Genomic DNA, 15205 nt, shown 5'->3' on the forward strand with positions numbered 1-15205 from the left:
GCATCACGCAATTTACCGGAAAATAACTCATCTACACTGCCATCCTATCGTATTTCACTGTGTTTTGTTTACTGGAGAATGGTTATGTACGGAGTGGTTAAGGTCTGGCAGGAGACACTTACGTTGCCAACGTGGACTACGGGCAAAGAAGACGAAAACCCCATGTTCCTTGAAAAACGTGTTTACCAGGGGTCGTCTGGCGCAGTGTACCCTTATGGCGTGGTAGATACGCTCACCGGCGAGCGTGAAATGCGTGAATATCAGGGCATTTGGATGGAGAACGACTTCATTCGAATTCTGCTGCTGCCGGAATTGGGCGGGCGTATTCACCGCGCTTACGACAAAGTAAAACAGCGTGATTTTGTCTACTACAACGAAGTGGTGAAACCCGCGCTGGTTGGCCTGCTGGGGCCGTGGATTTCAGGCGGTATTGAATTTAACTGGCCGCAGCATCACCGCCCAACCACCTTCATGCCTGTCGATTTCACTCTCCAGAAAGGCGATAACGGCGAACAAACCGTGTGGATGGGGGAAGTTGAGCCGATGCGCGGTCTACAGGTGATGACCGGCTTCACGCTTTATCCCGACCGTGCGCTGATTGAAATTACTGGCAAAGTCTTTAACGGCAACGCCACGCCGCGCCATTTCCTGTGGTGGGCGAACCCGGCAGTGAAAGGCGGTGACGAGCATCAGAGCGTCTTTCCACCCGATGTGACCGCGGTATTTGACCACGGGAAGCGCGATGTTTCGGCATTCCCGATCGCAACCGGCACTTACTACAAGGTGGATTACTCAGCCGGTGTTGATATTTCTCGCTACAAAAACGTGCCAGTTCCAACCTCTTACATGGCAGAAAAATCAGACTATGATTTCGTCGGTGCCTATCACCACGGCGAGCGCGGCGGGCTTCTGCATGTTGCCGACCACCATGTCTCACCGGGCAAAAAACAGTGGACGTGGGGTTACGACGATTTCGGTACGGCGTGGGATCGCAATCTGACCGATGAAAACGGCCCGTACATTGAGCTGATGACCGGTGTCTTTACCGATAACCAACCTGATTTCACCTGGCTTGCGCCGTATGAAGAGAAAGTGTTTGTGCAAAACTTTCTGCCTTACAGCGAGCTGGGGATGGTACAAAACGCCAGCACGGAGCTGGCGATGCGCCTGGAACGCGACGGTAACCAGTTGGCGGTTGGGGTCTACGCCATCGCGCCGTTGCATGATGTGCAGGTCGTCATTTCCGCGCAAGGGCAGCCCATTCACAAACAGCGCCTGACGCTACAGCCGGGCCAAAGCTGGCAAACTACGCTGGCGGATGGCGGCTATGAGCGTGTCACCCTGAGCGTTACAGAGGCTTCGGGGCGCGAACTGCTGAGCTACGAAGAACACATCGCCGAGGAAACGCCGCTCCCGGCGGCGGCAACCGCACCGGCTCGCCCTCAGGATCTCACTAATACTGATGAACTCTATTTCATCGGCCAGCATTTAGAGCAGTACAACCATGCCAGCCGCTACGCCGGTGATTACTACCGTCGGGCGCTGGAAGTGGATCCGCTGGATTACCGCAACAATGTGGCGTTAGGGACGCAGGCGCTGAATAGCGCTGACTGGGAACAGGCGAAATCGTGCGCTCAGGCGGCGCTCAAACGCGCGCATCAGTGGAACAAAAACCCGCGCAATGGCGAAGCCAGTATGCTGCTTGCCACTGCGCTTGAGCGGATGGGCGACGACACTCAGGCGTGGGATCACTACTACAAAGCTAGCTGGAGCGGCGACTGCCGCGATGCGGCGTTCTGGTCGCTGGCGCGTCTGGCAATGAAAAAAGGCGACTATGCCCAGGCGCTGGAGAAAGTGGCGTTAAGCCTGCAATTTAATGCCAGCAATAACCTGGCGATGGGGCTGAAAGCGCTGGCGCTGGCAAAACTGGAGCGTCAGGACGAGGCGTTAGCCTTCATTAGCCAACAGCTTCGCGCGTATCCGCTGAGCTACGTGCTGCATTACGCCCGCTGGGCTATCAGCCCAACCGCAGACACTGCAAAGGCGCTTATCGATGTCACGGGACTCCGTGGCACTAACGCCTGTGAACTGGCGGGCTGGCTGACCTCTTTGGGCTTGCGCGCTGAAGCTAAAGCGGTGCTGCAACTGCTGGACAGCCAGGAAACGCTGGCGCTGATGTGGCTGGCGTCACTGAGCGAAAACCCTCAGCCGCTGATTGAGCGCGCCCATGCTTGTCTGCGCCACCGTGTGCGCTTCCCGAACACCCTCAATGAAGTGCAAATGCTGCAAACCTTGCAGGATAACGCTTTCGCCCGCTATCTGCTGGGCTGCTTCTGGTATAGCAAACGTCGCTATGACGATGCGGTTGCCTGTTGGAATGGCACGTTGGCGCTGGAGCCAACTTTTGCGCCAGTTCACCGTCTGCTGGGGATTTATGTGTGGAATAAACATCAGGATGCACCGCGCGCGCTGGCGTACTTACAGCAGGCGGTTGAGCTGGAGCCGGAAAACGCCCGCTTCCTGTTCGAGCTTGATTACCTCAAGAAACTGACGGGGGAGTCGGTGGATGCGCGCCTGAGTGTGCTGGAGTCTCGCAAGTCGGTGGCGTTGAAGCGTGACGATTTAAGCGCCGAGTTGTTAAGCCTGTGGCATGTCAAAGGCCATTACGCCGCTGCCGCGCAGGTGTTAAATGAGCGCACATTCCATCCGTGGGAAGGGGGCGAAGGCAAAGTTACCGGGCAATTCTTGCTTAACCACCTGCATCGCGCCTTAGCCCATATTGACGGCCAACAGCCAGAAGCGGCGGCCGCTTTGTTGCAACAGGCGCTGCGCTATCCGCACAACCTGGGCGAAGGGCGTCTTCCGGGGCAGACGGATAACGATATCTGGTATTTGCTGGGGCACTGCGCATCGCTGCAAGGGAACGAGGCGCAAGCGGCTCGCTGCTTTGAACGGGCAACGCGCGGCGATAGCACGTTAGATGCCGGGCGTTATTACAACGACCAGCCGGTGGATTATCTGTTCTGGCAGGGAATGGCGCTGCACGCATTAGGCGAAACGGCGCAAGCGGAACGTCATTTCCACAGTTTCCTCGCGTGGGTTGAGCGCCAGGCCCAAACCCCGCCAGAAGCGGATTTCTTCGCCGTATCGCTGCCGGACCTGGTGGTTCTTGATACCCCAGCCGATGCGAAACATCGCCAGCACTGTTTGTTGATTACCGCGCTGGGTCACTTAGGTTTAGGGAATCGGGCCGAGTGCGAAACCGCGTTAAACGCGCTGCTGGCGCTGAATCCATCCCATGATAAAGCGCATCTGATTCGTCACGCGCTTAAGGCTTCTCTCTTTCAATAACGTGTGATCCCGGTGGCGCTGGCGCCACCGGAAGTACCCTGCACCCTGCGTTTCCCTTAAAGAGGAATCATGATGAATAACACGCAGAAAAATTTGAAAATGGGCTACGTCTGGATGATTTGTCTGGTCGCTGCCTGTGGTGGTTTATTGTTTGGTTATGACTGGGTGGTGATTGGCGGAGCCAAGCCTTTTTATGAAGCCTGGTTTTCCATTACCGACCCGGCACAGTCTGGCTGGGCGATGAGTTCCGCGCTGGCGGGCTGTATATTTGGTGCGCTCATCTCTGGTTGGTGCGCGGATAAATTTGGTCGCAAGCTGCCGCTTATTCTGGCGGCGATTCTGTTTAGTGCCTCCGCCTGGGGCACGGCGATGGCCAGCCACTTCGATATGTTTGTCATCTACCGTATTGTCGGTGGCGTTGGGATTGGCCTGGCGTCAGCCGTCAGCCCGCTTTATATCGCCGAAGTCAGCCCGGCGGAAAAACGGGGGCGTTTTGTCACGGTAAACCAACTGACTATCGTGATCGGGGTGCTGGGCGCGCAGCTGATTAACCTGCTGATTGCTAAACCGGTAGAACCCGGCGCATCGTTACAGATGATTGCTGAAAGCTGGAATGGTCAGGTGGGCTGGCGCTGGATGTTTGGCGCTGAACTGGTTCCGGCGCTGGCATTTTTGGTGTTGATGTTTTTTGTCCCGGAATCACCTCGTTGGTTAGCCAAAGCGGGCAAAAAAGAGAAGGCTCGCCAAATGCTTGAGCGTATCGGCTCGAAAGAGTACGCCGCTCAAACCCTGAATGAAATTATGCAGACGCTGGAAAAAGACACCCAAAAGGTTGCCTGGTCTACGCTTTTGCAGCCGCAGATTAAACCCATTGTGATTATCGGTATGGTGCTGGCTATCTTCCAGCAATGGTGCGGTATTAACGTCATCTTTAACTATGCGCAGGAGATTTTTGCCTCCGCTGGCTTTGATATCAATGGCACGCTGAAATCTATCGTGGCAACCGGCATTATCAACCTGGTCTTTACGCTCGCCGCCTTACCGCTGGTCGATAAACTGGGCCGCCGTAAGTTGATGCTGCTGGGCGCGGCGGGGCTGACGATTATCTATATGCTGATTGCCGCAGCCTATGCGGCGGGCATTATGGGCTGGCCGGTGCTGTTGCTGGTTCTGGCGGCTATCGCTATCTATGCCCTGACGTTAGCGCCGGTGACGTGGGTGCTGTTGTCAGAAATCTTCCCTAATCGCGTTCGTGGTCTGGCGATGTCTTTCGGCACGCTGGCGCTGTGGATTGCCTGCTTCCTGCTGACTTATACCTTCCCGCTGCTCAATGCGGGGTTAGGGGCGTCGGGTAGTTTCCTGCTCTACGGTGTGATTTGCGCGGCGGGTTACTTCTATATTCTGCGCCATGTGCCGGAAACAAAAGGCGTCACTCTGGAAGCACTGGAAGCACAGTTAGCCGCGAAACACGCGACGGCATCCCAACAGCGTCAGGCTCAATGATGGAGACATTATTGCTTGAGAATGCGCATCTACGGATGCGCATCACCCCGCAGGGCGGGGCGGTACAGAGCTTGTGCTCACTGCGCCATCAAAGGCCGATACTGCGTGAAGCGCCGGGGGAAAGTGCGTTATTTCCGATGCTCCCGCTGGCAAACCGCGTCGCCGGTAATCGCTTTAAGCTATTGGGGCGTGAGATAACGCTGCCGCATCATCAGGCGGATGAACAGTTCTTTTTGCACGGCGACGGCTGGCTCAAGCCGTGGGCGGTGATTTCACAGACCAGCGATTGCTGCGTTTTGCAACGACAGAGCCAGCACGCCTGTGGCTATGATTATTTAGCCGAACTGCGCTACCAACTGCGGGATAACACGCTGCACGTTGAGCTGCATTTAACCCATCGGGGCGAGCTACCGATGCTCTACGGCTGCGGTTTTCATCCCTGGTTTTATTTTGATGCGACGAGCCAGGTGCAGTTTCAGGCTAGCGGATACTGGCCGGAGGGCGAGCTGCATTTGCCTCTCGACTGGCAAGGGGAGTTGCCCGCTGCGGTGGACTTTTCCCGCCCGCAGTACGGTACAGACGACTGGCTGAATGTCGGCTATTCGGGGTGGAATGGATGCGCGGTCATCACTAATGATGTGATGAGAGTCACGCTTTCGGCGCAAACTCCGTGGCTGATGCTGTTCAGAATGTCGGGTGAGGAGTTTCTGTGTCTGGAGCCACAGACGCATCCGGTGAATGCGCACAACCTGCCGGGGCAGCCTGGGTTGTCGCTATTAGGGCGGGGAGATTCACTGCATTTTGCTATGCAATTGTCTGTCGAATAATCGCCTTATTCGCCGAGATTTACCCGATAAAGCACGCTTGCGCCAGCCCGTGTTTATCGCCAGACTGTCGCCTCCATCCGGGAGGAAATCATGGTCTTGCACTCGACGCGCTGGCTGGCGCTCAGTTATTTCACCTACTTTTTTAGCTACGGAATTTTTCTGCCTTTCTGGAGCGTCTGGCTCAAAGGCGCAGGGCTTTCGCCTGAAACCATCGGAATGCTGTTAGGCGCAGGATTAGTGGCCCGCTTTTTAGGTAGCCTGCTGATTGCGCCGCGCGTGAGCGATCCTTCACGTTTAATCAGCGTGCTGCGTATTCTGGCGCTGATGACGTTGCTGTTCGCGATGGCTTTCTGGGCGGGGACGGAGGTCGCGTGGCTGATGGGGGTCATGATTGGCTTCAACCTCTTTTTCTCGCCGCTGGTTCCGCTGACCGATGCGTTGGCTAACACCTGGCAAAAGCAAATCACTATGGACTATGGTCGGGTGCGGCTGTGGGGATCGATAGCTTTCGTGATTGGTTCTGCGCTAACCGGCAAGCTGGTGAGCCTGTTTGATTATCACGTCATTTTGCTGATGCTGAGTTTAGGTATTGCCTCCATGCTGCTCGGCATGTTGCTGAAACCATCGGTGATGCCGCTGGGGGAATCTCGTCATCAGGAGTCGGTTGGCTGGCCAGCCTGGCGCTCGCTGGTGGTGCAAAACTGGCGTTTTCTGGCCTGCGTGAGCCTGTTGCAAGGGGCACACGCCGCCTATTATGGCTTCAGCGCTATTTTCTGGCAGGGCGCAGGGTATTCGGCTTCGGCGGTGGGCTATTTATGGTCGCTTGGCGTTGTGGCGGAAGTGGTGACGTTTGCGCTGAGTAAAAAAGTGTTCCGTCGCTTCAGCGCCAGAGATCTCCTGCTGCTGTCGGCGATTTGCGGTGTGATTCGCTGGGGGCTGATGGGCTGGACAACGAGCCTGCCGTGGCTGATTCTGATTCAAATTCTGCACTGCGGCACGTTTACCGTCTGCCACCTGGCAGCGATGCGCTACATCGCCGCGCGCCAGGGGAGCGAGGTTATCCGTCTGCAAGCGGTGTACTCTGCGGTGGCGATGGGCGGCAGCATTGCGGTAATGACGATGTTCGCGGGCTTCCTTTATCAGCACCTGCATCAAGGGTTGTTCTGGGTGATGGCGCTGGTGGCGCTACCGGCGCTGGTCGTGCGACCGAAGGCCATCACGCCTTAGGTTTCCAGTATTTTACAAATATGCCGCTGTTGATGCTCGCTCAGCGGCTGTTCGGCATGAATCAGCGGCGGCGAAAACAGCGGCAGGGCAATCGCGTAGGGCGAAATCACCAGCGTGCTGTTTTTCGGCGCACCTTCTTTCTGGAAGGTCTGTACCGCCAGGTATTTCACATTGAGCGGCAGCAGCGTTAGCTCGCGTAGCTGTTGCTCAATTTCTTGTTCCAGCGCCGGGTTATCACCGGTTAACAGCAGCACTTGTTTTTCATGTAACTCACTTTCCTGCATTAATCCCGCGCCAAAAATCACCGCAATCAACGCGGTTTCATCATCGCTAAAGCGCAGCATATAGCGGGTTTCAAAATCGATTAGCGCTGCGCGTGTCGTGCGGATCAGGCGCGGGTAGAGATGGTGGATCTCCTCGGGCAGATGATGGTCGATACCAATATCAAAAATGCAGCGGTTCAGCGCTTGTGTGATATGAACATAGAGCTGGTCGCACAGCCCGCGTTCGTCGGTAAACCGGCAACCGGCAATCTGTTGAAAGTGGTTCACTAAGCGGGCGATGTCGTGGTGTCGCTGGTGGTCTTGCGCGTCGTTGTCGCCGCGCGGATCGGGGACTTTCAGCAGCATAAACAGCAGCGCTAAAAACGACTGTTCGTTATGGTGTGGGATTCGCTGCACCCGTCGTTGCCAGTGACGCACGATATCTGCCGCCATCTGGTACTCCATCGTTGAGCGCGTCCACAGGTTTTGCAAGGTGCTGAACTGCGGGCTATCCCCTTGATGATGCTGTAATAAACAGTATTGCAGATACAGGCGTAAAAATTGCCCATCGCGGCTGGCGAACTCGCGCTTCAGGCTGCGGGCGCAACGGTTAACCAGCGCCTGGAGGTTGGTTTCATCGTATAAGGTGCGGGCAATTTTCAGTTGTTTCAGGTGCGTTTTAAGTACCGGCGTAAAATGTTCGTTCACGAAATGGGGGCACAGACGCAATGCGCGGCGTAGCCAGTGGAGTAAACACAGGCGCAGGTCAAGCGTAGTGCCTTCAATCCGATAGCTACCATCCGCCAAAGTGGCGATAGCCAGGCGATGGTAACGCTCGATCTCCTCTCCGGCGTCAATCAGATCTTGCCGGGCCGTGGCAACATCGACATTATTCACTTTGCCAATGTATTCCGGCGTGATGGAATGCCCAGGGAGATACAGCATCAGCAGCGCCTGGCAGCGGCGCTGTGGACTGGAAAGCACAGATGGCGGTTCAAGTACGGTCATCATCTGTTGTGTTCCAGCAGCAGTAATAACGATAAGCGTAGCCAAAAGATAACGGCAGCCAATGAGCTTTCGCTAAGGAATGCTGGCGGCGGTCACAGAATTTTTCACTGAGGAACGGATGAAGAGAGTGAAACAATGCGCAGTTATGGTGTTCCTTGCGGTTTTATCATTAACCGCCCAGGCGCACCCGCACAGTTTTATCACCCTGACCACCCAACTGATAGCAACCAACGGTCAGTTGCAGGGCATGAAAATGCGCTGGGTGATGGATGAGCTCACCTCTGCCGATTTGCTGTATGACGCCGGAAACGCCAAACCGGGCGACGAAGTATGGAAAAAACTGGCGGCGGAAGTGATGGCGAATGTGCTGGGGCAGCACTATTTCACCGAATTCTGGCATGACGGTAAAAAGGTGAAGTTTGCTAACCGCCCAACGGACTACGGCCTGGCGCGCGAGGGGCATCAGGCGGTGCTGACCTTCACGCTTGCATTAGCGACACCGCAGCCTCTGGCGGGGCAGACGTACACCTTCTCAACCTTTGACCCGACTTACTACGTTGATATGAGCTATGAAAATGACGCTGATGTGGCGTTTGCGCCAGGCGTTAAAGGCCAGTGCAAAATCAGTGTGCATACGCCAAAACCCAACGAAGATATGCTCTCTTACGCGCAGTCGCTCGATAAAGAAGATGCGCCAGAAGAGGATATGGAATTAGGCAAACAGTTTGCCCAAAAGGTGACCGTACAATGTCCATGACCGCTTACCTAAAACGCCCGCCGCGCCGTTGGCTGGCGCTGTGGCCGTTGGCGATTTTTTTGCTGCTGAGCGTGCTTGGTGCGCTGTGGTTATGGCAAGCCTGGCCGCAGGTGATGGTGAAAAGCATTATCTGGCAGCGTGAAGTGAACCAGCAAATGAGCGGGTTATTAAAAGCGGTGGCGGCAAATCCTGCTCAGGCCGGTGGTTCACTACTGTTGTTTAGCTTTAGCTATGGGGTGCTCCACGCGCTGGGGCCAGGGCATGGCAAAGTGGTGATCACCACCTGGCTTGCGACCCATCCCTCAAAACTGCGTTCGAGCATTGGCCTGACGCTGGCGTCTTCTTTATTACAGGGGCTGGTGGCGATTGCGTTAGTGGTGGTGGTGTTAACGCTACTGAAACTACCGGCGCGGCAGCTCCACCTTAGCGGCTTCTGGCTGGAAAAAGCGAGCTACGTGCTGGTGGGCGTATTGGGGCTGATGCTGTGCTGGCGGGCGCTCAAAAAACTTCGCCGCTTACTGCGTAAACCCACATTCAGCGGTTTTAAGCCCATCCATGTGCACGACGAGCATTGTGGCTGCGGGCATCAACATCTGCCAGACCCTTCACAGGTACACAGCGGTGATGACTGGCGCGCCCGAGTGATGGTGGTGCTGTCGATGGGGATGCGCCCCTGTTCCGGTGCGATTATGGTGCTGTTATTCAGCAAAATTATCGGTGTTTTTGCCTGGGGAATGGCCTCGGCGCTGGCGATGGCGGCGGGAACGTCGCTCACGATAAGTTCTCTGGCGCTGTTAGTTCACGGTTTTCGCTCGCTGGCAGTGAAACTGAGCGGGGAAAAAACGCCGGTATTATGGCGACAGATTGGCTGGACAACGTTGGCGTTAGCCGGAGGCGCGCTGCTTATCGCGGCGGCGGTGGTGATGTGGTTGAGTGCCGTGCCCGCAGGGCGGGGGATGAGGCCGTTTTAACATGGCCGGATGTATAAAAGAGGCCCGGCAAGCTCTGCGCCGCCGGGCCTCACAGCCAAACTTAGCGCTTCAGCGCTTCGCTCAGTTGGTCACGCATGTTCGCCAGCATTGATTTCACCACGCGCGCATTACCTGCCACCACGTTGCCGGTCATCATGTAGTTATGACCACCGGTGAAATCACAAACCAGTGCGCCCGCTTCACGTGCCAGCAGTTCACCTGCGGCGAAATCCCACGGCTTCAGGCCAATTTCGAAGAAACCGTCAACGCGACCTGCGGCAACGTATGCCAGATCCAGCGCCGCAGAACCCGTGCGACGGAAGTCAGCGCATTCGGTAAACAGGTTGCCGAGGATGTTCATGTAAGCCGGAGCGTGTTGTTTTGCTTTGAACGGGAAACCGGTCGCCAGGATGGTGCCATCCAGGTCGCGAGCGGTGCTGCAACGCAGACGGTAACCGTTTAGCTGTGCGCCCTGACCGCGAGTTGCGGTGAACAGTTCGTTACGCATTGGATCGTAAACCACCGCCACTTCAGTACGGCCTTTGATGCGTACCGCGATGGAAACCGCGAAGTGCGGCAGACGTTTGATAAAGTTGGTGGTGCCATCCAGTGGATCGATAACCCATTGAACATCCAGATCTTCGCCAACATGTTCACCGCTTTCTTCGGTGATGATGGTGTGCTGTGGGTAAGATTTGCGAATTGTTTCGATGATAATGGCTTCAGCCGCTTTATCAACGTTGGTTACGAAATCATTGCTGCCTTTCTGGCTGGTTTCTACTGAGTCAGGCGTTTCGTAGTGTTTGGCAATTACATTACCCGCTTTGCGCGCAGCGCGCACGGCGATAGTCAGCATCGGATGCATCAGGTTACTCTCACTGGATGTTAAAGAACGGGGAAAAACGGCGCACATCATAACAGCGAATTCGGTTTCTGTCTCCGCTTTATGATAATATGGCCGAATAATCTTTAGACGAAGAATGACAATGCTGCAAAATATCCGAATCGTGCTGGTCGAAACCTCTCACACCGGCAATATGGGCTCTGTTGCCCGCGCTATGAAAACAATGGGTCTGACCAACCTGTGGCTGGTCAACCCGCTGGTCAAACCGGACTCGCAGGCGATTGCTCTGGCAGCTGGTGCGAGCGATGTGATTGGTAGCGCACAGATAGTCGATACCCTCGACGAAGCGCTGGCGGGTTGTAGCCTGGTGGTGGGGACAAGCGCCCGTTCCCGCACGCTGCCGTGGCCGATGCTCGACCCACGCGAATGCGGCCTGAAAAGCGTCGCCGAAGCCGAACACGCGCCGGTTGCGCTGGTGTTTGGCCGTGAGCGCGTTGGCCTGACCAACGATGAATTGCAGAAGTGCCACTATCACGTGGCGATTGCCGCGAACCCAGAATACAGCTCGCTGAATCTGGCGATGGCGGTGCAGGTTATCTCCTATGAAGTGCGTATGGCCTGGCTGGCAGCGCAGGAAAGCGGCGAGAAAGTCGAGCATGACGAGACGCCGTATCCGCTGGTAGACGATTTGGAACGTTTCTACGGTCACCTGGAGCAGACGCTGCTTTCTACAGGGTTTATCCGTGAAAACCATCCGGGGCAGGTGATGAATAAACTGCGTCGTTTGTTCACCCGTGCGCGCCCGGAAAGCCAGGAGTTGAACATCCTGCGCGGGATTCTGGCGTCGATTGAACAGCAGAATAAAGGCAAGTAATCGCTTGTCATGTCGGATGGCGCTTCGCCTACAGGCCGCGCTATTCGTGGGCTGGAGAGGCGAAGTGCCATCCGGCGATAGACATACCGCACTGATGGTTAAATACCTGACTAAATTACTCAAGTAAATAGTTGACTGATTTAGTCGGGAATGTCAGACTTGCCCCTGCTATGCAATACCCACACTATTATTAAAAACCCCGGGCAGGGGCGAGTTTGAGGTTAAGTAAGACATGAGACTGACATCTAAAGGGCGTTACGCCGTGACCGCGATGCTGGACGTCGCACTCAACTCCGAATCGGGCCCGGTACCATTGGCCGATATTTCTGAACGACAGGGAATTTCACTCTCCTATCTGGAGCAGCTGTTCTCCCGTCTGCGTAAAAATGGCTTAGTGTCAAGCGTACGCGGGCCTGGCGGTGGTTATCTGCTGGGTAAAGAAGCAAACCACATCGCCGTAGGTGAAGTGATTAGCGCAGTGGACGAGTCCGTTGACGCCACTCGCTGTCAGGGGAAAGGTGGCTGCCAGGGTGGCGATAAATGTTTAACCCACGCACTGTGGCGTGACCTGAGCGACCGCCTGACAGGTTTCCTGAACAATATCACTCTCGGTGAACTGGTGAATAACCAGGAAGTTCTGGACGTGTCTGGTCGTCAGCATACGCAAGACACCTCCCGCAATAATCGCGTACAAGACGCAATCGACGTTAAGTTACGTGCATAATCTACCTCTCCTGCCGTGTGCCGAACAGGGCGCATCTGGCAGGGGGGTTAAACGATAAAAATGAGATTTCAGAGTCAGGCCGGGACTACCCGTCCCGTCAACGCGGTCGTACATCCAGCCGGTTGCCTGATTCCTTGCATTGAGTGATGTACGGAGTTAAAGAGCAATGAAATTACCGATTTATCTCGACTACTCCGCAACCACGCCGGTGGACCCGCGTGTTGCCGAGAAAATGATGCAGTTTCTGACTATGGACGGGACCTTTGGTAACCCGGCCTCCCGTTCACACCGTTTTGGTTGGCAGGCTGAAGAGGCGGTAGATATCGCCCGTAATCAGATTGCTGAACTGGTCGGTGCTGACCCGCGTGAAATCGTCTTTACCTCTGGTGCGACTGAATCCGACAACCTGGCGATTAAAGGTGCTGCCAACTTTTATCAGAAAAAAGGCAAGCACATCATCACCAGCAAAACCGAACACAAAGCCGTGCTGGACACCTGCCGTCAGTTAGAGCGCGAAGGTTTTGAGATTACCTATCTCGCCCCGCAGCGTAACGGCATTATTGACCTGAAAGAACTCGAAGCTGCGATGCGTGACGACACCATCCTGGTTTCCATCATGCACGTGAACAACGAAATCGGCGTGGTGCAGGATATCGCGACTATCGGCGAAATGTGCCGTGCGCGCGGCATCATCTATCACGTTGATGCGACCCAGAGCGTGGGCAAGCTGCCTATCGACCTGAGCCAACTGAAAGTTGACCTGATGTCCTTCTCCGGTCACAAAATTTATGGCCCGAAAGGGATCGGCGCACTGTACGTTCGTCGTAAACCGCGTATCCGTATCGAAGCACAGATGCACGGCGGTGGTCACGAGCGCGGTATGCGTTCCGGTACTCTGCCAGTTCACCAGATTGTGGGTATGGGCGAAGCGTACCGTATCGCTAAAGAAGAGATGGAAACCGAAATGGCGCGCCTGCGCGGCCTGCGTAACCGTCTGTGGAACGGCGTGAAAGATATGGAAGAGGTGTACCTGAACGGTGACCTTGAGCAGGGCGCGCCGAACATTCTCAACGTCAGCTTTAACTACGTTGAAGGCGAGTCGCTGATTATGGCGCTGAAAGACCTGGCGGTTTCCTCCGGTTCAGCCTGTACGTCTGCAAGCCTTGAGCCATCCTACGTGCTGCGCGCGCTGGGTATGACTGATGAGCTGGCACATAGCTCCATTCGCTTCTCTTTAGGTCGTTTTACTACCGAAGAAGAGATTGATTACACCATCGATTTAGTTCGCAAATCTATTGGCCGTCTGCGCGACCTTTCCCCACTGTGGGAAATGTTCAAACAGGGCGTGGATCTGAACAGCATCGAATGGTCACATCATTAATCGGTATACCCGTCATACTTCAAGTTGCAGATGCGTTGGCCGCGCTCGCTCACCCCAGTCACGTACTTATGTACGCTCCTGGGGATTTGCTCCCTTGCCGCCTTCCTGCAACTCGAATGATTTAGGGTACAAATAAGGAGAATTCATCATGGCTTACAGCGAAAAAGTAATCGATCATTACGAGAATCCACGTAACGTGGGCTCTTTCGACAACAGCGACGACAGCGTCGGTAGCGGCATGGTCGGTGCACCAGCCTGCGGCGATGTGATGAAGTTGCAGATTAAAGTCAACAATGAAGGTATCATTGAAGACGCGCGTTTCAAGACTTATGGCTGCGGTTCCGCCATTGCCTCCAGCTCCCTCGTTACCGAATGGGTGAAAGGGAAATCTCTGGACGAAGCACAGGCGATTAAAAATACCGATATCGCCGACGAGCTTGAACTGCCACCGGTGAAAATTCACTGTTCTATCCTGGCAGAAGACGCGATTAAAGCCGCCATTGCGGATTACAAAAGCAAACGTGAAGCAAAATAAGGATTGAGGTTTTGTTATGTCGATTACACTGAGCGACAGTGCAGCAGCGCGAGTCAATACCTTTCTGGCCAACCGGGGTAAAGGGTTTGGTCTGCGTCTGGGCGTGAGAACCTCCGGCTGCTCGGGTATGGCCTATGTACTGGAATTTGTTGATGAACCGGCGGCTGAAGACACCGTGTTTGAAGACAAAGGTGTGAAAGTGGTCATCGACGGCAAAAGCCTGCAATTCCTTGACGGTACTCAACTGGACTTCGTTAAAGAAGGCCTGAACGAAGGGTTCAAATTTACGAACCCCAATGTTAAAGATGAGTGCGGTTGCGGCGAAAGTTTTAACGTGTAACTCAATGCCTCCAACCCCACCCGCAGGCCGCCTGTGCGTGGGGTTTTGTTTTACTTACCCTGAGATAGTCATGGATTACTTTACACTCTTTGGCTTGCCAGCCAACTACCACGTAGACACTCAGGCTCTCGCGGCGCGCTTCCAGGATCTGCAACGCCAGAACCACCCCGATCGTTTTGCCAGCGCCAGCGAAGCCGAACAGCTAGTAGCGGTGCAGCGTTCAGCCACGATCAACCAGGCTTGGCAAACCCTGCGTCACCCGCTGATGCGCGCGGAATATCTGCTCTCCCTACACGGGTTTGACCTCTCAAGTGAACAGCACACCGTGCGCGATACCGCGTTCCTGATGGAACAACTGGAGCTGCGCGAAGAGCTGGACGACATTGAACAGGCAAAAGACACCGACCGCCTGGAAGCACTGCTCAAACGCATTAAAGCGATGTATACCCAACGCCAGCAGCAGATGGTGGCGGAATTAGATGCCCAGACGTGGGAGACGGCGGCGGATACCGTGCGCAAACTACGTTTTCTCGATAAACTGCAAAGCAGCGCTGAATTACTCGAAGAAAAGCTGCTCGATTTCTAATTTTGGAAGATTAA

General features: G+C 55.1%; 14 protein-coding genes. 12 read left to right on the forward strand and 2 right to left on the reverse strand.

Going from position 1 to position 15205, the window contains the following annotated elements; all coding sequences use genetic code 11:
• Positions 1-84: 84 nt before the first annotated feature.
• The 4 genes from AC6I4B_RS06570 (at position 85) to AC6I4B_RS06585 (ending at position 6908) form a co-directional block, all read left to right on the forward strand.
• On the forward strand, positions 85-3351 hold the full coding sequence (locus AC6I4B_RS06570; protein ID WP_497770451.1) for a DUF5107 domain-containing protein: 3267 nt from the start codon (positions 85-87) through the stop codon (positions 3349-3351).
• 72 nt (positions 3352-3423) lie between these two features.
• Positions 3424-4854, forward strand: a complete 1431-nt coding sequence (locus tag AC6I4B_RS06575; protein ID WP_497771972.1) for a sugar porter family MFS transporter — start codon at positions 3424-3426, stop codon at positions 4852-4854.
• Entirely contained in the window at positions 4851-5681 is an 831-nt protein-coding gene (locus AC6I4B_RS06580; protein WP_497770453.1) for an aldose 1-epimerase, read from the forward strand. The genes AC6I4B_RS06575 and AC6I4B_RS06580 overlap by 4 nt, the downstream gene beginning before the upstream one ends.
• Before the next feature lie 90 nt (positions 5682-5771).
• Positions 5772-6908, forward strand: coding sequence for a 3-phenylpropionate MFS transporter (locus tag AC6I4B_RS06585; RefSeq protein WP_497770455.1), 1137 nt, complete (start codon positions 5772-5774; stop codon positions 6906-6908).
• Here the strand turns inward: AC6I4B_RS06585 and csiE are convergent.
• Positions 6905-8182, reverse strand: coding sequence for a stationary phase inducible protein CsiE (csiE, locus tag AC6I4B_RS06590; protein ID WP_497770457.1), 1278 nt, complete (start codon positions 8180-8182; stop codon positions 6905-6907). The two genes, AC6I4B_RS06585 and csiE, sit on opposite strands and share 4 nt — an antisense overlap.
• Positions 8183-8297: 115 nt before the next feature.
• Between csiE and AC6I4B_RS06595 the strand changes: the two genes are divergently transcribed.
• Positions 8298-8936 carry a DUF1007 family protein gene (locus AC6I4B_RS06595; protein ID WP_497770458.1) on the forward strand — a complete coding sequence of 213 codons (639 nt, stop codon included), beginning with the start codon at positions 8298-8300 and terminating at the stop codon, positions 8934-8936.
• A complete protein-coding gene (locus tag AC6I4B_RS06600) occupies positions 8927-9907 on the forward strand; it encodes a nickel/cobalt transporter (RefSeq protein ID WP_497770460.1) in 981 nt (326 codons plus the stop codon). The genes AC6I4B_RS06595 and AC6I4B_RS06600 overlap by 10 nt, the downstream gene beginning before the upstream one ends.
• A gap of 61 nt (positions 9908-9968) precedes the next feature.
• Here AC6I4B_RS06600 and suhB read toward each other — a convergent pair whose 3' ends face one another.
• Positions 9969-10772, reverse strand: a complete 804-nt coding sequence (gene suhB / locus AC6I4B_RS06605) for an inositol-1-monophosphatase (RefSeq protein ID WP_497770461.1) — start codon at positions 10770-10772, stop codon at positions 9969-9971.
• Between the two features lie 121 nt (positions 10773-10893).
• Here suhB and trmJ point away from each other — a divergent pair, with 121 nt between their 5' ends.
• From trmJ to hscB, 6 genes are all read left to right on the forward strand, one after another.
• Positions 10894-11625: a tRNA (cytosine(32)/uridine(32)-2'-O)-methyltransferase TrmJ gene (gene trmJ, locus AC6I4B_RS06610; RefSeq protein WP_497770463.1), complete on the forward strand. Its 732-nt coding sequence runs from the start codon at positions 10894-10896 to the stop codon at positions 11623-11625.
• 232 nt (positions 11626-11857) lie between these two features.
• Complete coding sequence (gene iscR / locus AC6I4B_RS06615) at positions 11858-12349, forward strand: Fe-S cluster assembly transcriptional regulator IscR (protein ID WP_497770464.1); 492 nt, start codon at positions 11858-11860, stop codon at positions 12347-12349.
• Positions 12350-12515: 166 nt separating this feature from the next.
• Positions 12516-13730, forward strand: coding sequence for a cysteine desulfurase (gene iscS, locus AC6I4B_RS06620; RefSeq protein ID WP_497770466.1), 1215 nt, complete (start codon positions 12516-12518; stop codon positions 13728-13730).
• A 148-nt stretch (positions 13731-13878) separates the two neighbouring features.
• Positions 13879-14265, forward strand: coding sequence for a Fe-S cluster assembly scaffold IscU (iscU, locus tag AC6I4B_RS06625; protein WP_004866383.1), 387 nt, complete (start codon positions 13879-13881; stop codon positions 14263-14265).
• Between the two features lie 16 nt (positions 14266-14281).
• Complete coding sequence (gene iscA / locus AC6I4B_RS06630; RefSeq protein ID WP_004104506.1) at positions 14282-14605, forward strand: iron-sulfur cluster assembly protein IscA; 324 nt, start codon at positions 14282-14284, stop codon at positions 14603-14605.
• A 70-nt stretch (positions 14606-14675) separates the two neighbouring features.
• Positions 14676-15191: a co-chaperone HscB gene (hscB, locus tag AC6I4B_RS06635; RefSeq protein ID WP_497770467.1), complete on the forward strand. Its 516-nt coding sequence runs from the start codon at positions 14676-14678 to the stop codon at positions 15189-15191.
• Positions 15192-15205: the final 14 nt, after the last annotated feature.

Source organism: Kluyvera fluvialis, assembly GCF_059725275.1.

Bases quoted from the DNA above. Each gene is read 5' to 3' on its own strand.
- iscA (WP_004104506.1), top strand. From the start codon at position 14,282: ATGTCGATTACACTGAGCGACAGTGCAGCAGCGCGAGTCAATACCTTT.
- iscR (WP_497770464.1), top strand. From the start codon at position 11,858: ATGAGACTGACATCTAAAGGGCGTTACGCCGTGACCGCGATGCTGGAC.
- iscU (WP_004866383.1), top strand. From the start codon at position 13,879: ATGGCTTACAGCGAAAAAGTAATCGATCATTACGAGAATCCACGTAAC.
- AC6I4B_RS06570 (WP_497770451.1), top strand. From the start codon at position 85: ATGTACGGAGTGGTTAAGGTCTGGCAGGAGACACTTACGTTGCCAACG.
- AC6I4B_RS06585 (WP_497770455.1), top strand. From the start codon at position 5,772: ATGGTCTTGCACTCGACGCGCTGGCTGGCGCTCAGTTATTTCACCTAC.
- AC6I4B_RS06580 (WP_497770453.1), top strand. From the start codon at position 4,851: ATGATGGAGACATTATTGCTTGAGAATGCGCATCTACGGATGCGCATC.
- AC6I4B_RS06575 (WP_497771972.1), top strand. From the start codon at position 3,424: ATGAATAACACGCAGAAAAATTTGAAAATGGGCTACGTCTGGATGATT.
- hscB (WP_497770467.1), top strand. From the start codon at position 14,676: ATGGATTACTTTACACTCTTTGGCTTGCCAGCCAACTACCACGTAGAC.
- suhB (WP_497770461.1), bottom strand. From the start codon at position 10,772: ATGCATCCGATGCTGACTATCGCCGTGCGCGCTGCGCGCAAAGCGGGT.
- trmJ (WP_497770463.1), top strand. From the start codon at position 10,894: ATGCTGCAAAATATCCGAATCGTGCTGGTCGAAACCTCTCACACCGGC.
- csiE (WP_497770457.1), bottom strand. From the start codon at position 8,182: ATGATGACCGTACTTGAACCGCCATCTGTGCTTTCCAGTCCACAGCGC.
- iscS (WP_497770466.1), top strand. From the start codon at position 12,516: ATGAAATTACCGATTTATCTCGACTACTCCGCAACCACGCCGGTGGAC.
- AC6I4B_RS06600 (WP_497770460.1), top strand. From the start codon at position 8,927: ATGTCCATGACCGCTTACCTAAAACGCCCGCCGCGCCGTTGGCTGGCG.
- AC6I4B_RS06595 (WP_497770458.1), top strand. From the start codon at position 8,298: ATGAAGAGAGTGAAACAATGCGCAGTTATGGTGTTCCTTGCGGTTTTA.